17 protein-coding genes are annotated in these 23,842 nt (G+C 57.9%); 7 read left to right on the forward strand and 10 right to left on the reverse strand.

Going from position 1 to position 23,842, the window contains the following annotated elements:
* Nucleotides 1-29 precede the first annotated feature (29 nt).
* Both WX88_RS07095 and WX88_RS07100 read right to left on the reverse strand, forming a co-directional pair.
* Nucleotides 30-422, reverse strand: a complete 393-nt coding sequence (locus WX88_RS07095; RefSeq protein ID WP_046243648.1) for a RidA family protein — start codon at nucleotides 420-422, stop codon at nucleotides 30-32.
* Nucleotides 423-866: 444 nt separating this feature from the next.
* Entirely contained in the window at nucleotides 867-1,598 is a 732-nt protein-coding gene (locus WX88_RS07100; protein ID WP_197076700.1) for a hypothetical protein, read from the reverse strand.
* A 483-nt stretch (nucleotides 1,599-2,081) separates the two neighbouring features.
* On the opposite strand from WX88_RS07100, the gene WX88_RS07105 reads away from it, so the two are divergent.
* From WX88_RS07105 to WX88_RS07120, 4 genes are all read left to right on the forward strand, one after another.
* Entirely contained in the window at nucleotides 2,082-3,032 is a 951-nt protein-coding gene (locus tag WX88_RS07105; protein WP_072052954.1) for a helix-turn-helix domain-containing protein, read from the forward strand.
* Between the two features lie 87 nt (nucleotides 3,033-3,119).
* Nucleotides 3,120-3,857, forward strand: coding sequence for an SDR family oxidoreductase (locus WX88_RS07110; RefSeq protein ID WP_046243650.1), 738 nt, complete (start codon nucleotides 3,120-3,122; stop codon nucleotides 3,855-3,857).
* A 130-nt stretch (nucleotides 3,858-3,987) separates the two neighbouring features.
* Complete coding sequence (locus WX88_RS07115) at nucleotides 3,988-4,881, forward strand: AraC family transcriptional regulator (protein WP_046243651.1); 894 nt, start codon at nucleotides 3,988-3,990, stop codon at nucleotides 4,879-4,881.
* A gap of 75 nt (nucleotides 4,882-4,956) precedes the next feature.
* A complete protein-coding gene (locus WX88_RS07120) occupies nucleotides 4,957-5,700 on the forward strand; it encodes an SDR family oxidoreductase (RefSeq protein WP_046243652.1) in 744 nt (247 codons plus the stop codon).
* Nucleotides 5,701-5,930: 230 nt separating this feature from the next.
* On the opposite strand, the gene WX88_RS07125 is transcribed toward WX88_RS07120, so the two are convergent.
* From WX88_RS07125 to WX88_RS27315, 3 genes are all read right to left on the reverse strand, one after another.
* The gene (locus WX88_RS07125) at nucleotides 5,931-7,220 is read right to left on the reverse strand and encodes an AlbA family DNA-binding domain-containing protein (protein WP_046243653.1); all 1,290 of its coding nucleotides are present in this window, start codon (nucleotides 7,218-7,220) and stop codon (nucleotides 5,931-5,933) included.
* Between the two features lie 310 nt (nucleotides 7,221-7,530).
* Nucleotides 7,531-8,220: a LytR/AlgR family response regulator transcription factor gene (locus WX88_RS07130; protein ID WP_046243654.1), complete on the reverse strand. Its 690-nt coding sequence runs from the start codon at nucleotides 8,218-8,220 to the stop codon at nucleotides 7,531-7,533.
* 73 nt (nucleotides 8,221-8,293) lie between these two features.
* Nucleotides 8,294-9,397, reverse strand: a complete 1,104-nt coding sequence (locus WX88_RS27315) for a sensor histidine kinase (RefSeq protein ID WP_052732439.1) — start codon at nucleotides 9,395-9,397, stop codon at nucleotides 8,294-8,296.
* 228 nt (nucleotides 9,398-9,625) lie between these two features.
* On the opposite strand from WX88_RS27315, the gene WX88_RS07140 reads away from it, so the two are divergent.
* Both WX88_RS07140 and WX88_RS07145 read left to right on the forward strand, forming a co-directional pair.
* Nucleotides 9,626-10,972, forward strand: a complete 1,347-nt coding sequence (locus WX88_RS07140; protein ID WP_046243655.1) for an erythromycin esterase family protein — start codon at nucleotides 9,626-9,628, stop codon at nucleotides 10,970-10,972.
* A gap of 130 nt (nucleotides 10,973-11,102) precedes the next feature.
* Nucleotides 11,103-11,690, forward strand: coding sequence for a YdeI/OmpD-associated family protein (locus WX88_RS07145; protein WP_046243656.1), 588 nt, complete (start codon nucleotides 11,103-11,105; stop codon nucleotides 11,688-11,690).
* A 162-nt stretch (nucleotides 11,691-11,852) separates the two neighbouring features.
* Here the strand turns inward: WX88_RS07145 and WX88_RS29875 are convergent, their stop codons facing one another.
* A complete protein-coding gene (locus tag WX88_RS29875) occupies nucleotides 11,853-12,056 on the reverse strand; it encodes a hypothetical protein (RefSeq protein ID WP_156175988.1) in 204 nt (67 codons plus the stop codon).
* A 266-nt stretch (nucleotides 12,057-12,322) separates the two neighbouring features.
* Here WX88_RS29875 and WX88_RS07155 point away from each other — a divergent pair, with 266 nt between their 5' ends.
* Nucleotides 12,323-13,453, forward strand: a complete 1,131-nt coding sequence (locus WX88_RS07155) for a putative sensor domain DACNV-containing protein (RefSeq protein WP_046243658.1) — start codon at nucleotides 12,323-12,325, stop codon at nucleotides 13,451-13,453.
* Nucleotides 13,454-13,578: 125 nt separating this feature from the next.
* On the opposite strand, the gene WX88_RS07160 is transcribed toward WX88_RS07155, so the two are convergent.
* The 4 genes from WX88_RS07160 to WX88_RS27325 all read right to left on the reverse strand — a co-directional run bounded on the left by WX88_RS07160 (nucleotide 13,579) and on the right by WX88_RS27325 (nucleotide 23,795).
* The gene (locus WX88_RS07160) at nucleotides 13,579-14,673 is read right to left on the reverse strand and encodes an L-dopachrome tautomerase-related protein (protein WP_052732440.1); all 1,095 of its coding nucleotides are present in this window, start codon (nucleotides 14,671-14,673) and stop codon (nucleotides 13,579-13,581) included.
* A 318-nt stretch (nucleotides 14,674-14,991) separates the two neighbouring features.
* Nucleotides 14,992-16,596, reverse strand: a complete 1,605-nt coding sequence (locus WX88_RS07165; protein WP_072052955.1) for a glycosyl hydrolase family 18 protein — start codon at nucleotides 16,594-16,596, stop codon at nucleotides 14,992-14,994.
* 193 nt (nucleotides 16,597-16,789) lie between these two features.
* Nucleotides 16,790-20,380, reverse strand: coding sequence for a glycosyl hydrolase family 18 protein (locus WX88_RS28630; RefSeq protein ID WP_082115898.1), 3,591 nt, complete (start codon nucleotides 20,378-20,380; stop codon nucleotides 16,790-16,792).
* Nucleotides 20,381-20,948: 568 nt separating this feature from the next.
* Nucleotides 20,949-23,795, reverse strand: coding sequence for an RICIN domain-containing protein (locus WX88_RS27325; RefSeq protein WP_052732441.1), 2,847 nt, complete (start codon nucleotides 23,793-23,795; stop codon nucleotides 20,949-20,951).
* Nucleotides 23,796-23,842 lie beyond the last annotated feature (47 nt).

A 23,842-nucleotide genomic window follows, 5' to 3' on the forward strand; every position in this document is an offset into this window, starting at 1 on the left:
TTGTTCCTATCGCATGGCGGCGGCGGTGCCTATTTTACCACGGTTGCTTCTACTTCCACAGTTAAGCCCGCATACAGGCCTTGTACTTCAAACATCGTGGTGGCCTGCTTGATGCCGTGCTGGGCAATCCAGCCCTGATAGATATCCACGCAGGAAGTGAAAAATTCCCTCATCGACGTGGTAACAATATTCAGCCGCACAATGCCCGAGCAGTCGTACCCCGACTCCTTGATGAGGTGCTCCAGGTTCTGGAAGATTTGGGTGAGTTGGGCCCGCATGTCGGCGGTGCTGGGTTGGCCATTCGCGTCGATGGCTACCTGCCCGGAACAATAGAGCGTGCCCTCGGCCTGTTTGATTTCCACGGCCTGCACCGAATTGGTTTGCTCTCCCCATTTCCACGGGTCAACGGTTCGCTTTTCCATTTTTTGCTTGTTGCGTTGGTGTAAAAAAGTCATTGTCACTTGACTCCACAAACGTCCCGGCCTTTACTGACAGCCCTATGTCAGCTTCTCCGGCAGGGCGAAAAAAATAGATGCCCGTTGGGCCAGTCCGTGCAGGGGCTCCCATAACGCGGGCGTCCCGATCCAATATAGACAGGAGGTGGACGTCGGGTTAGGTGGACGGCCTCCCCTGAGAAACGGGGCATGCACCCACGCTACGGCAGAAACCGAAAGCGGCTGAAGCTACGGGAGCTTCGGCCGCTTTTCGTTTCGTGGTACGACAATTTATATCGATAGGACTTACGCAGTTGGAGTCGGAGAACCAGCTTCAATTGCAGGAAAGCGCATTTTTGAAGTTGCCTGAACTGCTTTTATCACTTAAGCAACTCGTTGATTTACAAGAATTTATTTTCAACTGCGTAAGTCCTACTTGATTTTCAAGGTAATTTCCTTGTTTGCGTATACTTGCATGCCGTTTAGCTCCTGCGTAATGGTGGCGAGCCAGGCGGGCTGCTGACTGCGGTCTGCGTACACCTCGCTGTCGTATTTGTCCTGCATGGCCTGCGCCTCGATGCTGACTTGGTGGTAAATAGCCTCCTGCTTCTGCTTCAACTCTTTGATATCGGCCACTTGTTCCTGAATGGCTTTGACGAAGCGGCAGGCGAAGAGTTCGCTGATGTCGAAGTGGCCTTGCTCATGGGCCAGGGTGCGCTCAGGGTCCTGTTTGCCCTTGAAATAGGAGTTCTGACAGTCGAACACCGTTTCGACAACGAACTGCACCTTGCCCTGAAACAACCTTCCAGCATAGTGGTAGCGTAAGTAGCTGCTGGTGGCTGCTTCGAAGGGCCGGCTGTCGGTGCTGGCTTTGAAATCGGCGCGTGTGAGCCGACGTGCCGGGTTCCATATTATCTCCTTCTCGTAGGGCGCCAGGTCGGCCACACGTAGCGCTTTGGCCTTGATGCGGTGGCAGGTGCTCCAGTTGTCGGGCAGGCGATGCTCATAAATCTTAAGCACGTTGGCACCGAGTTTTTGCGCCTCCTTGGTGGCCCGTGCAATCACCGTTTCGTAATCGCAGCTGAGCGTTAGCCCGGAGTCCTTTATTTCAATGTCGCCCACCTCTTCCGAAGGGCCGGTGAACGTGTCGGTTTCTTTTATCACCACAAAGCCCGGAGCTAACAGCGTGGGTGCTTTGGGTGGCTTGCGTAATAACGCGAGGCGAGCAGGCCGATAGCACCAAGCCAAGGCCAAGGGCCATAAAAATGCGTTTGAGGTAGAGAGTAGGGGTAAAGCGCATGGTTTATGATAGTTGCTTATTCGACCTGTAAATAACGCACTGTTTACTATTTGTACTGATTGTACAAAGCTAAGAAGCTCCTCCATCTAGACCCTTCCCAAGCTCCGCCAGCGGCTTCCGAACGCCCGCTAACTGCTTCCGGACCACAAACCTTTCCTTCCGGACGCTCGCCAATCGTTTCGGGACGCCCGCCAACCGCTTCGAGACTACAAAACTTGGTGCCAGACCACAAACCTGTACCCCGCACCACAAACCTTCGTGCTGAAGTACACCTATTGCTGACTTCACCAGGAGCCGTCCAACGGTTGCAAGCCATTCGCGCGGTTTGATTTGATTATTTTTGAGGCATGCCTTTACCCGCCCTGACGCCTGTTGTTTCGCCCACCCCAAGCAGCATTGAAGCCCCCACCGGCCAATTGCCGGAAATCGTCGCGGCCGACTGCTTCAATGTGTACGCCCGCGAGGAGTTCAGCGCCTGCAAGCCGATGTTTGGCCGGCGCGACTACTACAAGATTTCGCTGCTCACCGGCAGCAGCCGCTACAACTACGCCACCCGCGGCGTACTCATCGACCGGCCCGCGCTGGTGTTTTCCAATCCGCTGATTCCCTATTCCTGGGAGCCCATTTCGGAGGAGCAGGGTGGCTACCTGTGCATGTTTACCGAGGAGTTCCTCATCGTGAACGACCGCGCCGCCAGCTTGCAGGAGTCGCCGCTGTTCCGGCTCGGCAGTGACCCGGTGTACTTGGTGAATGAAACGCAGTACGCCGACCTGAGCTACTTCTTTCGCAAGATGTTGCAGGAGCTGAACTCGGGCTACGTTTTCCAGCAGGAGGTGATACGCAATTACCTCAACCTGCTCATTCACGAAGCGCTGAAGCTACAGCCGCAGGCCTGCTACTACCAGCACCCTAACGCCGCCACGCGCATCGCGGCGCTGTTTCAGGGACTGTTGGAGCGGCAGTTTCCCATCGACTCGCCCGCCCACGGGCTCAAGCTGCGCACGCCCGGCGACTTTGCCCGCCAGCTTTCCGTGCACGTCAACCACCTCAACCGGGCCGTGCGTGAGCTCACCGGCAAGCCCACCTCCGTGCACATCGCCGAGCGCATCATTCACGAGGCCAAGGCCCTGCTGATGCATACCAGCTGGAGCACCGCCGAAATTGCCTACGCCCTGGGCTTCGAGTACCCGACTTATTTCAACAACTTCTTCAAGAAGCAAACCGGCACCACGCCGTCGGCCCTGCGCGCCTTCTTCAACCAAAGCCACGCCGCTGCTGCCCCACCGCCGTCGGTTTGAATTTCTTACACTTTCGTTTGAATCTCGTTATGGCCCCGTGGGGGCGTGGGGGACTTTTGTGCTGTTCAATTAACGCAACCCCTCCCCATGAAATACGCCCTCATCACCGGCGCCAACAAAAGCATTGGCTTCGAAGCGGCCCGCCAGCTTCTGCAGGCTGGCTATTACGTGTACCTCGGCAGCCGTAACCTCCAGAACGGCGAGCAGGCCGTGGCCCAACTGCACGCCGAAGGCCTCACCCAAGTCGAGCCCATTCAGCTGGACGTTACCGATAGCGCCTCCATCCAAGCCGCCCGGCAGGCCGTTGGCCAGAAAACAACCGCGTTGGATGTGCTCATCAACAACGCCGGCATCAGCGGGGGCCTGCCCCAAACTGCCGTTGCGACCGACGTAGCCGTGTTCAAAGACGTCTACAACACCAACCTGTTCGGCGTGGTGGAGACGACGCAGGCCTTCCTGGACCTGTTGCGAGCATCGGCCGAGCCCCGGATTGTGAACGTGACCTCGGGCCTGGGTTCGGTGAGCTTGACTGCGGACCCGTCCTGGAGATATTATGACGTTAAGTTGGCGGCCTACAACTCGTCCAAAGCCGCGCTCAACATGTACACCATCATGCTGGCGTATGAGCTGCGCGACACCCCATTCAAAGTAAATGCCGTGGACCCCGGCTACACCGCCACCGATTTCAACGGCCACAGCGGCCCCGGCAGCGTGCCCGATGCCGCCGCCCGCGTAGTAAAATATGCCCTAATTGACGCCAATGGCCCAACCGGCAAGTTCTTCAGCGAGGAACACAACCCAGAAACCGGCGAAATTCCCTGGTAGCAGCGAGGGTTTAGGGAGTTGTCAGAACTTCTTTGAACGGTCGTGCCGAAATACGAACGTCATGCTGAGCGCAGTCGAAGCATGACGTTCTTTTGGGCTGTTGTACCCGCAAACAAGCTAGCTTTAACCCATGCCCACGCTTCTCCTCGACCAGCAAATCCCGGTTTATTCCTTGACGCCGCACGACACGCCGGGCAGCGGCTCGTTCCAATTGAACAGGGCGGAGGGCCAGCCGCCGGCTTTTCGGCAGAACATGCTGCTGCCGCACCGCAAGGACTATTACCACCTGGTGTTCGTGCGGCGTGGCGGCAGCCGGCACTGGGTCGACATGACGCCCTACGTGCTGAAAGAAAACGCGCTGTACTTCTCGGCGCCGGGCCAGTTGCAGGTAAAAGAAAAGCTGCTGCCGCTGTGGGGGTTCAGCCTGGCCTTCACCCGCGAGTTTCTGGCCTTGCAGCCCAACGCCGCCCTGGCGCAACTGCCGCTGCTGCGCAACCCCCAGCACGGCCACGAACTGCTGCTGACGGCGGCCGACGTGGCCTTCGTGGAAGACCTGTTCACCAGACTCGAAACCGAGTACCAGCGCCCCGGCGAGTGGCAGCAGCCCATGCTGACCGCCTACCTCACCGTGCTGCTCACCTACCTCAGCCGGCTCTACACGGCGCAGTTTCCGGGTAACGAGCCCTCGGCCGACCAGCTGCTGCTCCGGAAGTACCGGGCCAAGATTGAGGAGTGCTTCCGCGAGCGGCACGAGGTGGGGGCGTACGCGGCGCTGCTCCACATCTCGGCCGGGCACCTGAGCGAGGTGGTGAAGGCCCAGAGTGGCAAGCCGGCCATTGCCCACATTCAGGAGCGGCTGGTGCTGGAGGCCCGGCACCTGCTGTTCCACACCCCGCGGTCGGTGAAGGAAATTGCCTTCGACCTCGGGTTTGCCGATGCGTCCTATTTCAGCCGCTTCTTCAAGCGCGAAACCGGCCTCACCCCGGCCGAGTACCGCGCCAGCCGCCGCGAAATGTACCCGTGATGCCGCCAAATGTGCCACCGTCGCGCTGATGGGCCCCGGTAGCTTTGTGGTGTTCAACCAGCACCACCCTTCCCCATGAAAAAAGCTCTGATTACCGGCGCCAACAAAAGCATCGGTTTTGAAGCCGCCCGGCTGCTCCTGCAGCACGGCTATTACGTGTACCTCGGCAGCCGCAACCTCGAAAACGGCCAGCAAGCCGTGGCCCAGCTGCACGCCGAAGGCCTCACCCAAGTAGAGCCCATCCAGCTCGACGTGGCCGACGCCGCTTCGGTAAGAGCCGCCCGGGAGGCGGTCGGGCAAAAGACCACCGTCCTTGACGTGCTCATCAACAACGCCGGCCTCAGCGGCGGCATGCCGCAGTCGGCTCTCGATTCCGGCATCAGCCAGTTTCAACGGGTGTTCGACACCAATTTCTTCGGCGTGATAGCCGTCACGCAGGCCTTTATCGACCTGCTGCGGCAGTCGCCGGCGCCCCGCATCGTGAACGTGAGCTCGGCCCAGGGCTCGCTCACCCTGCACAGCGACCCGGCGCACGGCTACAAGTACTACGCCCACAAAGCGGCCGTGTACCACTCCTCCAAGTCGGCCCTGAACATGTACACCATCAACCTGGCCTACGAGCTGCGCGACACGCCCTTCAAAGTGAACGCCGTGGACCCGGGCTTCGTCGCCACCGATTTCAACGGCCACCGCGGCACCGGCACCGTGCAGGAAGCCGGCGCCCGGGTCGTGAAATACGCCCTGCTTGACGCCCACGGCCCCACCGGCAAGTTCGTGAGCGAGGAATACAACCCGGAAACCGGCGAAATTCCCTGGTAGAAACGGCCATGCCCGGCGGCCGAAACGCAAGAGGCTGAAGCTACGGGAGCTTCAGCCTCTTTTGCGCTTTATCACTCACTGGGCCTATTGGCTATATGCCTCTCTAGGGCTTCGATAAATATTTTTGAAAAATCAATTGAGGAGCTGTCAGGTAATCCAATGCCCTCTAGAATAAACCTCGCAAGCGTCATAAATGAATAATCAGTGCTTATGTCAAGCTTATACGCATTTCAATTTTTAAATACAGGTATTTCAATTGTGTCTTTAGGGGATAATGGAATGTTGTAAATTTTTAGCTTTTCTAAATAATCATCACCTTCAAAGAAAATAAACTTGCGCCAAGAGTCAGTAATTCGTGCTCTGAAATTTATTTCTGTTGACAGTTCGAATTCGCTTTCTTCCAGTACAGCTTTGTATTTAGACATTATAATCATAATGACTAAAATAAGCTCTGCTCCATCTATCAATTTTACATGATTAGCAAAGTCAGTGGACTTTCGCCTAGTTGTTGGTGGCAATTCGTAGTCCTTCATTCCCAAAGAAGGCACGCCATATCGCATATTCCTTATTGTTTCATTAGGTGAAAATTTGTCTAAAAGATATTCGATGGTCTTGGATTTGCCAAAATACTGGGGTATGCTATCTGCGGTGAATTCATGAATAGGGAAAAGAAATTTTAAGTTGCCATTTTTGAATAATTCAACTGTTGTGGTTTTGTAAATCATATTGTCATCCCTTAAAGGCCTGATAACAATGCTCTCGTCAGAGCAGTATATGCTATTGAACCCAATGTTAAGAAAAATGCCCCTTTCAATATTGTTAATTTTGAAAGGGGCATTTTGATAAAAAATAGCAGCTATTTTTTTGAAGAATTCAGAATTATAAAACGATTTAAATTCAAAATGATTAAAAGGTTTTGGGAAAAGGTATAGCTCCAGGAATGCCTGGTTATTGTTTGACTGCCCTTTAGATTGCGGTAAATCAAAAACGCTAAAGTCTTCAATAGATTTGATGTAATTAAGAGATTTTTCGTTCAGATTTTCTATTATATACCTCTCCTTTATAGGTTTGCTCTCATTGTTTTCGCGATTATAAATTATCCCTTGGCTCGTTATATATGGAGGTGTGGGGCTCTCTTCTACCTGAATGATGAATACTATTGTGTCTTTATTGAGTTTTAGCTCTTTGAAATGGTATATTGGTTTGGGGTTAATGTTGGATGCTATTATCTGTGATACTTGGTCTTGGAAATTTCTGTAAGATGAAATATCAAAGCCTTTTATTTCTGAAGCTTCATTTCTATCGCATTCAATTCCCCAAAATATCCATCCTCCCTTAGTGTTAGCGAAAGAGGAGATGGATTTTGTGATTTTGATATTGTCCAGCTTTCCTGGACTAGTTTCTGGAGGTTTACTCTTGTACTCAATATACCAGCCTTCGCCAATCTTATTGTCGATTAGTTTATTGACTTCAATAATGTCTAAATGTTCTATGCTTTTACTAAACGGGGTATATTCCATGTTATGATTTCGCTGAAGCCGATGATAGGCTTATTGAATTTATGAAAGAAGGTGGCTTAAGGTACTTAGTCTTTTTGTTTCATTTAGAATGGGGTATGTCTAAACTTAATACAGAGCACGCTGTCCACCGTCTCATTCTTTCTAAGCCCGTTTGCTTGGTGGTACCAAAACTGTCTAAAGAGCAATATTCGAGAAACTAGCAACCTACGTTACCACCCAGCCGCCCACCGCTTCCCAAGCACCGCCAGTGGCTTCCGAACGCCTGTCAACCGCTTTCGAAGCCTCGCCAACCATTTTTTCGAACACCTTTCTACTTCTTGAACCACGCCAGTAACTCCAGCTTATAGGTTTGGCCGATGGGAATCTGGCTGCCATCGGCCAGCACCACTTGCTCGGTTTGGAGAAGCTTGATGTAGGTCGTTGCCACAATGAACGAGCGGTGGACGCGCACAAAAGCGTCGCCGAGGAGGTCGGCCATTTCCTTCATGGTTTCGTGGTGCAGGTGGGTTTTGGTGGCCGTTACCACCTTCACGTAGTCCTTGCAGCCCTCCACGTAAAGAATGTCGCGGTAGGGGACTTTGAACAAACTGCCCTGGTCCTTTAGCAGCAGCGTTTTGTCCTCATCGGGGCCGTGGGGGGCAGTAGCTGGCTGGTAGCGGCCTATGGCTTTGCAAAACCGCTCGTAGCTGAAGGGCTTGAGCAGGTAATCGAGCACGTCGAGCTCGTGACCCTCGTAGGCGTATTCCCGATAGGCGGTGGTAATAATGGTTTTAGGTGGGTTTTTTAGCGTGCGCAGAAAGCTCAGGCCATTCATCAGTGGCATCTCAATGTCGAGAAATAGCAGGTCGACGGGGTGCTGGGTGAGGTGCTCGTGGGCTTCCATAGCGTTGCGGCAGGTGCCGGCCAGGGTGAGCCCGGGCGTCTGGCCGATGAATTGAGTAAGCACTTGGTGGGCCAGCGGCTCGTCATCAACCACAAGGCAGCGAATGGGGGAGGGCATAAGGTGTAGCGTGGACTTTTAGTTCGTGGTGAGAGTGGGAACGAACCTACCACGCACAGACTAAAAATCCGCGCTACGAGACGTGCAAGGTAAGCTCGGCGCGGTAGCGGCCATCTCGCTCCGTGAGCAAGAGCTCGTGCGCGTTAGGGTAATAGAGCTTGAGCCGTTGGTAGATGTTTGCCAGCCCGATGCCGCCGCTGCGCCGCTGCGATGGGGCCGGGGCCTCGGGCAGCAAGTCGTTCTCAATCACGAAATGTAGCCGACCCGGCGTGGCGCGAAGCGTGGCCGTTACGCTGGCATCGTCGGAATAATGGTGACGGCCGTGCTTGAAGCTGTTCTCGACCAGCGGCAACAGCAACAGGGGGGGCACTTGAAGGGGCGTATCGGATGCGCCACTGGCAGTGAAGGTGATGCGGGCGCCTGCGTACTTGCGCTGTTCCATCTCGAAGTAGTTTTCCAAGAAGGTGATTTCTTCGGGCAGGGCGATGTACTCACGGCCGCTGTCGTAGAGCACGTAGCGCATTAGCTCAGAAAGCAGCAGAACAAAGCGCGGCGTTTCTGGTGAGCCGGCCAGGCTCAGGCCGTAGATGCTGTTGAGGGTGTTGAACAGAAAATGCGGCTGCAACTGGCTTTTGAGCTGTTCTAGTTGCAGAGCCAGGTGGTCGCGTTCCAGGAGCCGTTGGCGCTGCTCGTTAGCGAAGGCAAACTGCGCGAACGCCACGCAACCAAAGGCCAGCGCATCGGTGAACAGCAACTGGAGGTAGGGCTGCCGCACATGCAGCAGTTGGTGCCAGTCGACGAGGAAGCGTTGGTAGAAATCAGCCAGCACCGGCGGAGCCGCCACCGGCGCAAACAACACTGCCGCCAGCCCAGTGTTGACCTTGATGCCCCACCACAGGTACAGCACCGAAATCAGCAACAGCAGGGCATAACGGCGCTGCCGCAGCAAGCGTGGCACTAGCAGCCGGTAGAAAGGTAGCACATACAGCGTGGCTAGCAGCGCAAATAGTATGAGCTGCGGGTAAGGGAAGTTGAGGCGGCCCGCGGGCTTATGCAGGGCAGCTGCTTCTTCCAGGTAGTAGCCGTACTTATAAAGGCCCACATAGAGAACCCAAATAAGGATTTCGAACAGGAGCGGGAAGCGGCTGGGCCGGTCGGCAGGTGGGGCTGGTTGCATGGAACGAAGGTGGCAGGTTTTGGGCTAGGGGCCGGAGGCAGTGAGGTGTTTTTCGACCAGACCGGGAATTTTTTCGACAAAAAAACGGAAGAACAGCTTTGGTCGGAAAGCGGCCCAAGATGGTCGAAAAACGAAGAAAAGGGGGCTTTTGCTGCTGTTGCTTTGTCCCATTCCCAGCCGGTTAGCGGCCAGGCTTACCTTCCCACCAAACGTTCAGCTCCTGTTCTCATGAAATTCTCGCTCCGCTCCCTGCCTGTTGCTGCCTTGCTCGCTACCGTTTCGCTGGCCACGCAGGCCCAGAGCCCCCAGCCAGTTAGTGGCGTAGTGGCCGTCGGCGATACGGCCCGAATCGTACTCGACCCTGCTCTCATCAAGCCCGTCAGTCTGCAAAGCTTTGAGGCCTTTCGTACGGCAGTGCAGCCGCTCATAAAACAGATGGCTGGCAAGAAAATAGTGGCCCTGGGCGAAGGCACTCACGGCACTGCCGAATTCTATCGGGTGCGCTTCTGGCTCACGCGCATCCTTATGGAGGAGCACGGCTTCAAGCAAGTGGCCTTCGAAAACACCTACGGTGACTCCTACTTGCTGAATCAAGCCCTGCAAAATCGGAGCGTTGCCGACCTCAAGCCGCTGATGAAAAAGCACTTGCTCAGCATGTGGCAAAACCGCGAAGTAGAACAACTGCTGACCTGGATGCAGGCCCGCAACTCCAAGGCCAGCCGCAAGGTCACGTTTTCGGGAATTGATGCCATGTTTGGCACCGCCGATGCCCAACTGCTGCACGATGGCCTGGCCCAGGCTGGCCACCGCGAGCTACGGCCCCTCACTGCCCAGCTGCTAAAAAGCGCCAGCTACCAAGACTCGCTCTGGTTGCGCCTGAATGACAAAGAAATGAAAATGAATTATGCTGCTTGGCGTACCAGCGGCTGGCGCGGCTATGAGGCGGCCGACAAGCTGGCCCAAGCCCTGCCGACCCTGCGTTTGCCCAAAGCGCAGCGCACGGTGCTCGAAAATGCCGCGCAAAACTCCCGGATGGTGTTCGACATGTTTTACCAAGCCAAGGTGCACAAGCGCGAATCCTCGCGCGATAGCTCGATGGCCGAAATGGCTCGCCTGCTGGTGCGTGAGCCCGGCAGCAAGCTCATCATTTGGGCGCACGATGCACACGTGTCGCGTCGCGCCGCCTTGGCCCAGGATGGGGGCGACGACAATGGCGGCGGCGCCGGTGGCTTCCTAGAACGCATGTTTCCCGGACAATACTTCGTGCTAGGTACCAGCACAGCCGCCGGCACCTTTGCTGCCACGCCCCAAAATTTCATTTCGCCGGTCAGCCCCATGGCTGCTTACCCGCTTAGCAAGCCTTCGGCTGGTTCTTGGGAAGAATCGTTGAGCTACGTGGCTGCCCCTGGCTTTTTCTTCGACACCCACGCTTTGGGCACGCAAAACCTGAAGCGCCCGCACCGCGTGGTGGGCCAGACGCCCGAAAGCCAAGCGCAATACGCCACTTACAAGCTGGGCGATGCCTACGATGCCCTGCTTTTCCTGCGCCAAACCACGGCTGCTACGCCGCTGTAAATCAACCCAAATAGACTACTGTAACAGCGTGTGGTGCTTGGAGAAGCATCACACGCTGTTGTTTCCGTAAATTTCAGCAGCAAATCCTCGTATTTTCCTTAGTGATTACCTGAACCCGCTTTCTCCCCACATGCCCCGCCCCGACGCCTTTGCCCAAGCCCAGCCCGCCAGCCGCGCCGAGTGGCGGCAGTGGCTGGCCGATAACCACGCTACCCAGCCCGGCGTGTGGCTGGTCTACTTCAAGAAAGAAACCGGCCAGCCCAGCGTAAGCTACGCCGAGGCGGTGGAAGAAGCCCTTTGTTTTGGCTGGATAGACTCGCTCCCACGCAAGCTCGATGCCGAACGCTCGCAGCTGCTCTTCACGCCCCGCAAGCCTAAAAGCGGCTGGAGTAAAGTGAACAAGGAGCGGCTGGTGCGCCTAGAACAAGCCGGCCTGCTCCAGCCCGCTGGCTTGGCTGCCATTGAAGTTGCCAAACAAAACGGCGCCTGGGAGAGCCTCGACGCAGCCGAAGCCGGCCAGGTTCCCGATGACTTGGCCGCAGCCTTGGCTGCTAATGCGGAGGCACAGACCAACTTCGAAGCCTTCTCACCATCAGGGCGTAAAGCAATTCTGACTTGGGTGCTGGGTGCCAAACGCCCGGAAACCCGCGCTCACCGCGTGGCGGAAGCCGTGCGCCTGGCCGCCCTGAACAAACGGGCTAATCTCGACCGGGAATAGCTGGTTGTTCAGGTAGCGTTCGGTTCTCGTTTGCGCCGACAGTAGAGAAACTAGCACCGCGCTTCGCCTATGAAGTCTTTCCCCACTACCGGGAGCGGTTTCGTCAATGGTCGTAGCTCACGACGCGGGTGATTTTTCAGCGGCCGGCTTGCTGCCACAGCATCACGAATTTGGAGTTGCCGCACTCGTCGCGGCCATTTTCAACGTGCAAAACCGGTGGACCCCCATGTGCATGGCTCCGTATTCTTTCACGGGGTACACTTCCAGGCTGCCCGGTACCAGCGTGCGGGTGATGTCGGGCGTTTGGGCCACTGCCCGGCCCTGCCTTGCGCGGTCGGCTTTGGTGGTAGGCGATGGTGCTGGCAAGAACCAAAACCACCAAGATGTTTACGATGGTGCCATGTATAGAAGGAGCGATAAGAAAGGCAAACGACGGGTTCGCCTCTCGTGGGCAAATGACGCCTTCCAGCAGCACCAAATGGGGATAAGATACCGTAGCTAGAGTACCAGGAGCTAGTGCAAATTAAATGCTGCGAAGTGGAAGCTCCTGGCACTCCAGCTTTTCGTCTTGACCCAAGCTTGCCGATGGTTCTGATTCTAGATTTGTCCCGCAAATCTTCGTATTGGCCCCTATGCTCTCTGAACCTGCCTATCTGACGGCGCGCATGGCCGCGCCCCTGATTGAAGCTCACTTTGCGCGGCACCGGGCGGCCAGTCCCGACGAGATAGCCGGGCTGGCCGCGCCGCCGGAAGCGCGCTGGGTAGAAGCGGTGATTGACGTGGCCTTTTGGGCCAGCCTGCGCCGGGAAGAGGGGCACCCGCCCCGGATTTCGCTGGCGCTGCTGCCGCCCGGGCAGGCCCGGCAGCCGCTACTGTTCGGCCAGGGGCGCCGCCTCACGCCCTACACCCTGCTGAAGCTGGCGCCCGCCGTGGAGCAGCCCGGCATTCACCTGGGGGTGTGGCACGACGAGGAGGGGCTCTACGTGTGGGGCACGGCCACGGCTATTCCGCCGCTGTGTTTCGTGCTGGAAGTGGTGGAGCCGGGCCTGCTGGTGGTGAAGCACCGCCGCGCCGGCGGCTTCGGCAAGTTTGTGAACGTGGCCGTGCTGCGCGGCGACCGGTTGCAGCTGGTCGATGAAGGCAACGTGGGCTTGAGCGACTGCCCGGCTCTGCACACGTTTCTGCCCGGCCGCAGCCTGCCCACCGGTACCGGCGAAGCCGACAACGCGCTGCTGGGACTGGCCGCCGCCATGCGGGCCCACGGTCGCGGCGGCCTGGTGTTGGTAGTGCCCCCCGGGTCCAGTCAGTGGCAGGAATCGGTGGTGCACCCCATCACCTACTCCGTAGCGCCGGCCTACCAGGGGGCCAGAGCCGGGCAGCGGCCGGGGCAGTTGGGGCAACAGCGGCAGGACCGGTTGCGGCGTAACATCGGCGTGGTAGGTGGCTTCACGGCCATCGACGGGGCCACGGTGATTACGCAAGAGTATCATATGCTGGCGTTTGGGGCGAAGGTGGCCCGGGCCAAGGCCAGCACGCCCGTCGACAAAATGGTGCTCACCGAGCCGGTGGTGGGCAGCGAGGCTGTGCATTTGCACCCGGCGCAGTACGGTGGCACCCGGCATCTGGCCGCTGCCCAATTCGTGCACGACCAGCACGATTCCCTGGCCCTGGTGGCTTCCCAGGACGGCTATTTCACGGTATTCGCCTGGTCGGAGGTGCTGCAACAGGTGCACGCCCACCGCATTGACGTGCTGCTCCTGTAGCGCACAAGCGGTTCTCCGGTCAGTGTACACGGCGCGGGTGGGGAACCTCACCCCCGGCCCCTCTCCCAAGGAGAGGGGAGCCGAACGAAATCAGTACACGAAAACGAACTTGGGAAACGCTCTGGTTACTGCGGCACCGCCAGCTTGAAAATGCGGAACGGCTCGGTGCGCTGCGAGCGGGGAATGTGCAACTGCGAAGTCGTGACGTAGACGGCGCCGTCGGCGCCCACGGAGAAGCTGTCGGGCCACTTCAGCTGGGCGTCCTGCGCCACCACCTGGAACTGCCCGGCCGGGGTGACGCGGGTCACGGCATTGTTCTCGATGTCGGTGAGGTAGAGGTTGCCGGTGGCATCGAAAACCATCCCATCAGGCGGGTTGGTATTGGCCACCAGCTCCACGCGCTGGGCCAGCTGCGCCGGCGACAGGGCCTCGTCGCGCAGGTATTGGGTGGCAATGCGGTAGAGCGGGCGGGCCGTGAGGGCGTGGTAGTAGAGGTATTCGCGGTTGGGCGACAGGGCAATGCCGTCCGAATCGATGGAAGGCAGCTTGCCGCTGGGGTTGCGCCACACGCGGCCCTCCACGGTTATAATCAGGTTTTCTGATTTGGTGGACGGGTGGTTGCCCAGCAGTCGGCGGCTGCGGCCCGACGTCAGGTTCACCACGATGATGGCGCCCTGATTGGAGTCGGTGATGTAGGCGACGTTGTTCTGCGTGTCGATGCGCACATCGTTGAGGTAGCTGGTGGGGTAGGCCACGGTTTCGTCGAAGTTGATGCGCTGCACTAGCTGCCGTGTGGCGACGTCGAACTTGAGCAGCTTGGCGCCCCCGGGCACCACGCCGCGCATCAGGGGCGAGGCCGCGTCGAGCACCCATAGGAAGTTGTTAGCATCGACGTACACGCTCTGCACGCACACAAACTTATTCTGGGGTGCCATGGTGCGGTCCCAGGTATTCCACTCAGCGTCGGGGAAGGGGGTGGCCTGGGTGCCGTTCACCTCCGCTACCGAGTAGGGAATGGTGTCGGTTTCCATGCGCGGGAAGTTGGCAAACACGCGGTTCTCGCGGGTCACGGCCACGCCCGTCCATTGCACCGGGGACGTGGCCACGGGCGTCAGCGTCGCGTTCAGCGATGGGGTGGCGGGCGGGGTCTCGTTGTCGTCGTCTTTGCTACAGCCTGCCAGCAAGAGTAGGGCCAGGCCCAGCATTAGTACATTTTTCATCAAACAGAGGGTAGAGGGTGAAACATGCCGGCACATCACGTGTCCGGTTTCGGTCTACGCGGCCCTCCACCGTTCTGGTCAGTAAAAGCCAGTGGCTGGCTGTTAATTGAGGGTTTATACGGAAGAAGGGCGGTGGGAAGTACGGAGGTTTTATCCGGGTCACCTCACATACCTAGGGGGAGCCTAATGGCGCATAGCAGCTTTAAGACTGCTATAGATGGCCTTCGGGCCAAGTGGTGGGAGAACTGAGCTGAAAACAAAAAAGCAGGCTGCCCAATTTGGACAGCCTGCTTTACTCAATCATCAATTACCTGTTAGCTATTTTACGAAGCGGTGGGTAGTGGTTTTCTGGTCTTGATCAGTTACTACCAGCGTGTAGATGCCGGCGGGCAGCTCTGCCACGTCTACAATACCTTTTTCGCAGGCGCCCTGGGCTACGGGCTTGCCATAGGTATTCAGAACGCGGTACTGGCTACCGGCCAGGCCTGCTTCTGAGGAGAGGTGGAGCTTGTCAACCACCGGATTGGGATAGATTTCCAGGGACTTGGCGCTGGCGTCTTTGGCCGTAGTGTTGGCGGTCCGGGCGTTGGTTTTGGTAATGCGAATCCAGTTGAGGTTGTAGCCGCCGGTCTGGGCATAAATACCGAAGTTGTAGGTGCCGGCATTGAGGGTGACGGTCTTCGAGATGGTGGTCCAGTTCTGCCAGCCGCCGGTCCCGGGCAGGGTGGTGCTGCCCAAGGGAATGGTACCGGCGTTGAGGTCGGCGGAGATGGTACCGCCGCTCGTGCCGCTAGCCACGCGAAACTCGAGGGTGTAGGAGCCGGAGGAGGGGAAGGAGAGGCTATTGAAGACGAGGTAGTCGCCGGCATCGACGTAGCCCGCATTCTGGCCGCCGCCGGTGTCGGAGCAGGCTTCGAGGGTCATGCCGCTGTTGAGGCTGGCGGCCTCGGCTTCGAGCAGGCGGCTGAACCCGTTACCCACGGGCGGCGGGTTGCTGCCACCGCCACGTGAGACAACCACTTGATTGATGGCGGTGAGCAGCGAGTTATTGCCGGTGGCATCCTGGCCGAGGTGCCAAATCATGATGCCGCCGCCCTGGTCGAAGGCCAGGTTAGTTTTGCTCTTGATAGTAGGAATACCGTTGTAGCCTACGCCGTTGAACTGGTCGGCGTTGGGGTCGGCACCTTGCGCCAGCAGCGTAGAGAACGGTACCCCGTTAGGCTGGCCGTAGAAGGGCACGCCCAATACGGTTTTGCTGGCTGCCAGCCCGCGGCTCCGCCAGTACGAAACCGACTGGGAGGCCAGGCTGTAGGTGGAGTGAGCCGGCGCGACGTCGTCGTAGGCCATCACGTTGAGGAAGTCGATGTTGTTCAGCACGCTGTTCTGGATGTAGGGGCCAGCCCAGGAGCCTCCGGCTACGGCCGTGGTGAGCAGCTTGCCGCGGCTGTGCAGCCGATTGGCCAACTCTTGCATCAAGGACGCATAGCTGTTGGCGGTGTTGGCGTCGGGGTGCTCCCAGTCAATGTCCACGCCATCGAGGCCGTATTGGTTGACGAAGTTGACCAGGTTCGTGGCGAAAGTGTTGGTGTAGCCGCCGTTGTTGGCAATCGAGACAAATACGCTGGGGTTGCCATCGAGCCAGCCGCCGACGGAGATGAGGACTTTTACGCCGTTGGAGTGGGCGGCGCTCACCACGCTTTGCAGCTTGGCCGGGTTCTCGATGGGCTTGAAGCTGCCATCGCCGTTGGGCAGCAGGAAGGCGTAGTTGATGTGGGTGAGCTTGTTGAACTGAATACTGCTCACTTCCCCGTTCCAGGAAGGCACGTACCCAATCACTTTAAACTGGGCAAATGCTGGCCCCGTGGCCAGCAACAGCAGCAAGACCAGCGCCCTGCGTAATAAATGTTGACTCATGGTTTTCATACAAAAAGAGTTGGGGTGAAACAAAATAAAACTGGTTGAGAATGAGGCTAACGTGGCGACGGAACGGGGCCTGCTTTGCTTGAAGCACGAAGCCAAAAGAGAGAGGGAGCCGAACTGGGCACTTATGCCGAAGTGGTAGGGCGTTCACCGGCGGTGAGCGGAACTGGTCTGCTCACCGCCGGTGGTTAGGATTTTATAATGTGCCCTTCACAAAGTGTTTGGTTACCGGAGCCTTCTCAGCGGAGGTCAATCGGATGGTGTACATGCCATCTTTCAGCGCTGATATATCGACGCGGCCGCTGGGGCCGGACCCTTTCAGCACGGGCTGGCCCCAGGCATTCAGAATCTCGAACTGGATGCCTTTCTGGCTTTGCTCACCTTCAATCAGGAGGTAGTCTACCGCCGGGTTGGGATATATTGCCAGCTCCGGGGCTGCCGTCCGCGCACTGCCACCGCAGGGGCCTTGCAGGCGCCACACGCAGTCGGTGCAGCTGGCGGAGGCTGGGTCTTCGCCCTGGGTCCACCACTTGGCGGTGTAGACGTTCCCATCTTTCGATACCTGATTGTCTTTGACGTAAACCGCCGTCGATACCCAGGCCGGGACGCTGCACGTGTTGCCGCCGCTGCCGTTCACGGTCACCGTCACGGCGGCGGAGGTAGTTACTGCGCCTTGGTTGTCGGTGGCGCGGGCGGTCAGGGAATAGCTGCCGCCGCTCACATTGGCCCACGTGAAGCTGTAGGGCGCGGAGGTGGCTGTGCCCAGCAGGGTGCTGCCGTTGTAGAACGCTACCGAGCTTATCGTGCCCGGAGCCGCATCGGTGGCGTTGGCGCTGAGCGTGATGCTGGCGGGGGCAGTGTAGGTGGCGCCATTGGCCGGGGCGGTCAGGCTCACGGTCGGGGGCGTGTTGGTAGTCCCCGGGTTGGGGTTGCCGAAGAAGCTAGCCGCATTATTTACGAAGGAGTCACCCTGGGTTTTATCCCAGTTGATTGACCACGTCATGATGCCTCTTAAGTTGGGATACGTAGCGGAGAGCGTGTACTGCCCGCCGTAGGAAACTCCTTTAACCAAGTAGTTCAAGGCCTTGGTTACTTCCGTCGGCGATACGTAGCCACCGGCCGGCGCAGCCCCATTGCTGGAGGCCGGCAAGCCAAACGCCACTTGGTCCTGGCGCAGCGCGGGGAATACATTGGCCGTATTTCTGGCCACGGGGAAGCCTCGCAGCAGCATGTCGGTCATCGAAACGATGAAGTCTGCCGTGCCCTGGGAATAAATACGCTCGTCGAGCGCATTCTGAGAGCCCGTGTTGTAGTACTGCACGTGCACAAACGTGAGGATGTCCCGTAGCCCGTGCAAAATGGGCAGGTAGCCGCCGAAAGCCGTACCATAGTTGCCATATCCGCCTTGCACGTATTGTACTTCCGGCGCAGCAGTCAGCCAGAACTCTTTCCCCTGGCCTCTGAAAAACGCGGTGAGCTCCCGTGAGGCCACCACCAGATTATTTATCTTGGGAGTCGTGGAATTCTTGAAGTTGCTGTCGCCGGCATTCAAGATGACGGACGTTCCCTCCAGGTCAATATCGAAGCCATCAAAGCCGTACTCGTTAATGAGCGCCTTCATCGAAGTCACGAACTTGTCTTTGTCGGCGGTGGTGTTCAGCTCCACCGGCGCATCGGCGCCGCCAATTGAAATCTGGACTTTCCGGCCCTGGGCCTGCAGGGCTCTCATGTCGGCAATAAACTCCGCCTTGCTCTGCATGGTCGGGGCAAACGTCATGGTCATATCGCCGGGCGCAACGGGCGTCGCGAAGGCAATGTTGACCACGTTGTACTTGGGGTTTACCTCTTTGAGGCGGATGTAAGGCGCGCTGGCATTGTTCCAGTTGTGGAAGTAGCCCACGATTACCTGGTTTTGCAAAGCGGGCGGCGATGGCGGGGTCGTACCCGTCGTAACGGTCACGCTCACAGCGGCCGACGTCGTGGTGGCGCCAGCGTTGTCGGTTGCCTTGGCCGTTAGGGAGTAGGTGCCGGCGGCGGCGCCGGTCCAGGTGTAGCTGTAGGGGCTGGTGGTGCTAGTACCCAATAAGGTAGCTCCATTGAAGAACTCCACTTTGGCCACGGCGCCGTCGGCATCGGCAGCGGTGGCCGTGAGCGTCAGGCTGGCCGGGGCCGTGAAGCTGGCGTCGTTGGCCGGGCCAGTCAGGCTAACGGTGGGTGCGGTGTTGGGGGTAGGCGTGGTGCCGGAGCCGAATACTTCGTTCAGCTTGTTCACCAGCGGTGCTTTGGTATTGGGGCTGGACACCAGCTTGCCGCCGTAGGTTGTGGTATTGGTGGTCAGGTCAAGCCAGTCGCCGGAGATGCTCCAGACGATGGCGCCGGCCAGCTGCTGGTCCTTGATGTACTGGGCTTTCAGGCCAACCGAGCGCTCATTGTCGTAGCTCAGGAAGTAGCTGCCATTCGTTTTGTAGGGGACTTTCGCATCGTCGTCCCAGTGGTCGGTCCAGCTGGTAGTGCCGGCCAGAATAGCGTTGTAATTGGGGGTGCCGTCCCATACATCTTTGGGCCAGTTGGCAAAATCGGCGGCCGTCATCACCGAGCCATCGGGAGTAACGGTTTCCTGCCGCTTCACGGTGGGGGCATTCAGGGCGGCCGGACCGCTGGTTACCACGCCGCGACCGTAGAAAGCCACGCCCAGGTTCACTTTGTTCAGCGGAATACCCGCGGCCTTGATTCCCTTGGTAGTAGCATCGAGGGAAAAGCCAGCAAATTCGGCGTTGGGATAGTCATACAGCGGCGAATTATGGCCGGCTTTGTTCGACCAGCCCCCGTTATAATCATAGGTCATGAAGTTGAAATAGTCCATCGACCGGCTCAACCGGGCCCAATCGAACTGGCTGAATTTGGTGGGCGTAGCGCTGAAAGCGGCCGTGATTAACTTGTCCGGACCGATGGCGGCGCGGATGTCTTCTACCAGCACGGCGAAATTGGCGTAGTCGCTGGCCTGCCCGGTAAAGTTCATGCCGGCCTGCCCAGGATACTCCCAGTCCAGGTCGATGCCGTCGAACCCCAGCGCAATCAGCCGTTTGCAGTCATTGACGAAGGTGGCTCTTTTGGCCGGATTGGCCGCCATGTCGCCGAAGTGTTTGCTCATGCTCCAGCCGCCCAGCGAAGCCATGGCTTTCACCCCTTGCTGGTGCGCAAGCTCGATCAAGCCCAGCCGGCCGCCTTGCTTATGAATGGCCAGCGGAAAAGCGCCCGTGGCGCCTGTATTGATGTTCGACCAGCCCCCCGGAGCATTGCGGTAGCCCAAGGTGTAAGCGTAGCTGGCGTCGGAGATGTACTGGATAATGTCGAGCTCGCCTTGCAGCAGGTATAAATCCCAGCTGCTGTAGATATCGGTGTTAATAAGTGCCGCCGGCTGTTGGTCAACGCCCGGCTGGCTAATGTTCTGATTCCGGTAGTCACCGCTGTGAATGGACCCGTCCACAGCAACGCCGAAGAAGGAGAAATTTAGTATCGTGTATTGAGAGTAATCGACGTTTAAGTGGTTGAGACTTCCTTTCGGGATAAGGCCTGGAATATCTTTCCAAGGCCCCCACTGCGTGATATAGCCAATAATTTGCTTGTTGTGGTCGGTTCTTTTTTTAGGAACCGTTGGGTTGACTTGGGCGCGTATGACCCCGGGTAGGAGCAGGAGAGAGACAATCAGCAAACAGGCCACGGCCTTTATTCTCTCAAGAAGTAATTCTCTGCCGCTCTTTGAGGGCAGCGGGTGAAGTTGTTTCATGGTTTGTGAGGTGAAAAAGGTTGAGTGTGGTATTTCAGTATTGTGCTGCTCCCGTCACGCAGCGTATGATTCCGGGCGCGTTTTTCCAGCTAGCCGCGCTGGCCAAGGCCCATTCGTGCGCCCGCCAAAAAGCAGGTGCACGTATTGCAGTAAGCGGAAGTCATGGTCGTCGTTGGTACCAGCGGCGCTGATCATGCCCGAAAGCTCTAGTAGCAAATGGCGCGCTACTGCATTGGGGGCGGCGCTGGTGTAAGGGCCATAAAGAGGATAAAAGTGGGAAGCAATCTGGCGTTTACCGGTCGCATTCAATTGTGTTGAGGTGACAGTTGCCCAGGGCTCCGGGTTGATTTGCAACCCAGCCCGGAGAGGCCTGCTCCCAACGGTAAAAAGGAAGTTGTTTTCATGGATAGCTCAGAAAGAGTGTGCGATTGATAAGTTGCTATCGGCTCGCAGTTTGCTTCCACTCTCATCCCCTTTTCCCTTCGGTAGGCCGTGCTCATCCGGCATCTGCGCCAGATGAGCACGCCCGTCTCGTTACCGAGGGCCCGGCGTATTCCGGGCCCTGCTTTTATTGCTTACTGAACCGGCTGATGAGCTTGTGCTGGTCTTTGGTATACACCACCAGCGTGTAGAGGCCTGGTTTCAGCGTCGATACATCCACGGTTTCGCCGGCGTAAGTGCCGTGCCATACTTCTTTGCCTTCCACCCCGATGATGCTGATTTGTCCGCCCGCGAGGTCAACCGCTGAATTCAGCTTCAGCTGGTCGGCTACGGGGTTGGGGTACAGCTCCAATGGAGCCAGCGGCTGGGCCAGGGGCGTGGTCTCGGCCACGCTGCCCGCCGCGGCTTTGCTGATGCGGAACCAGTTCAGGTTCCAGCCGCCGGCCTGAGCGTAGATGCCGAAGTTGTAGGTGCCCGCGTTGATGGTCACGGTGTGCGACACCGTCGTCCAGTCCTGCCAGCCGCCGGTTTTGGGCAGGTCGAGCATGCCGAGCACATTCTTGCCGGCCTCCACATCCAGCGACAGCCGTCCGCCATCGGGGCTAGCCACCCGGTATTCAACCGTATAGTTGCCCGTAGTCGGAATCGTGATGTTGTTGTAAGCCATGTAGTCGGCGGTTTCAATGCCGCCCACGTTCTGTCCGCCACCAGCATCGGTGGTGGGTTCGGTAATGATGTTGCTCATCGCGCTGTAAGCTTCCGCCTGAATCACGGTGCTGAACGAGTTGGTTACGGCCGTGAGCTTCCATTGCTGGGTAGGCGAGCTATTTTCCGTCCACTGCCGCACGTTGGCCCCAGTATTAGTCCTCGATTCGGCCACTTCCACCGCCTTATTGCTGTGCTTGACAATGAGGCGATAGAAGCCGTCGCCGGCACTCTGAACGATGAATTGCTGGTTGGCGCCACCCACGTAGCCCCACTGCTGCACGTTGCCGCCATCGGTCAGGCTCGCATCCTGCACATCCAGCGCTTTACCACTGTGCACGGCTATAATCTGATACACGCCCCCGCCCAGGTGGGTGAAGCGGAACTGCTGGCACTCGCAGCTATTGGCCGTCCACTGATGCACATTGGCTCCGTCGGCCATGCTGACGGCATCCACGTCCAGCATCAGACCACTGTTGCGGTTTTGCAGGGTGTAGGTGCCGCTCAGGTTGATTACCCCCGTGGCCCGCACTTTTAGCGAAGACGCCCGGTCGTTCCAGTTGCTTACCAGGCAGCTGTTGTTGGCGTTGATGACAATGGAAGCGCCTTGGAAATTGTCGTCCTCAAACAGCTGCACTTCGTAGCCGCTGTTCACTTTCAGCGAAGAGATATCATCGTTGATAATGCCGCGCGACTGCAGCGCCCCCAACGTGAATTCTCCGGCTTCCAGAGCGGTAGCGGTGCTGCCATAGTTGCAGTCGCGGTACACAGTAGCTACCCCATTGCTGGTGCCGCCGCCACCCACCGGCGCGGTGCCGGAAATGGAGAACGTGCCCAGTGAAGCATAGTCCGAGTAGCCATCCGTAGCCGGGTTGCCAGCACCAGTTCCATCTACCGACAGATAGTAGGTGCCGGCTACTACGTTGACGTTGAGTGAGGTGTTCAGTCCATTGGCATCGTAGGTGCCAATCAATGCGCCACCACCGTTGTAAAGGCGCGCCACAATGTCGAGGTTGCCATGACGGCCTACGGTGTTTACATTCAGATTGATGGTGCCCGCGCCGGCTGTGAAGACGAAGAAGTCCTGGTCGTTGTTGCGCTCGATGACGCCCCCGCCCGAGAGGCTGGTGCCGTTGCGGCCTAAGTTCGTGGCGCCGGCTGTGCCGTTGCTGTGGTCATCGTTGCGGTAGCCCAGGTTGTAGGTGCTGCCCGCCATAATGGCCAGGTCATCCTGCTTCTGGTTGGCCGAGTTGTATTCACCGCGGCTCCATTGTGAAATTGGTTTGTAGTAGCCCACACCCATAATCGGGGCCCAGTTACCCTGACCACTGTAATACCCTTCATCCGGGCTGATACGACCATCGTGGCCCAGGCCCAGCGTGTGGCCCACCTCGTGCGAGGCGGCCTCACCACCCGATTTGGCCGAGGTGATGAACACCCAGCAGGGGGTGTCGTCGTTCCAGTTGAAAGAACCCACGTAGGCCACGCCCCCGGCGCCGGGCGCTGCCGTGTTAGTGGGGCTGATGATGCAGCGGCGCCGCATGTTTTTGGGGTAGGAGTTGAACACGCTCTCGTCTGTGGTCACATTCATGCTAAAGGGCCGGAAGTCCTCGCTTACCAGCTCCCATAACTCCCGAACGGCAGCATCATTCATGCCCGACGGCGCGGCATTGATGGGGTTGCCTTTATTCCAGAGCGTGCCCGATACGTACTGCCCATCAACGTCGAGCAATATGCAGCCCCGGGCGCCGGGGAAGCTCTGCAACGACACCACCGCGGCCCGGTTGGCCGTGTTGCTGGTTGGGCTGGGGTTGCGGTAGCCTTCGGGCTGGCTGTAGTCAATGCAGAGGACCTTGTTGATGTCGACTTCCTGCACAGAAACATTGCCCAGAGCATCAGCCGAGTAGCGGTAAGCTTTCTTGGACGAACGCAGAACAATGTTCCCTTGGACCTCCTTGTCCTCAACCCGCAGCTGGAACGACGAGCCGGGCACGTCCTGAATTTCACCGACCACGTACTCGCCGGTCTTCGACAAATCCTGGCGGTAATTCACTTTGCCCGTGAAAGTCTGGGCGGCCGATACCCGAAGCGTCACCGTTGAACCACCACGTTGGGCAGTGCCGGTCACTTTCTGGGCTTCGAGCTGTTTCACCAGGGTCTGGCTCGTGCCCAGGAAATAACTCGGGCCGTCGGGCTGGTTCTGAGCTTGAGCGCCGAGCCCAACGAAGAGCATAGCAACGCCTAACCCAAACTGATACTTCTTTTTCATAGCAGTGAGAGAAATTTTTGAATTAAATCAAGAGAGTTTGTGATGAA

This window comes from Hymenobacter terrenus (genome assembly GCF_000972495.1).
Lineage (GTDB): Bacteria > Bacteroidota > Bacteroidia > Cytophagales > Hymenobacteraceae > Hymenobacter > Hymenobacter terrenus.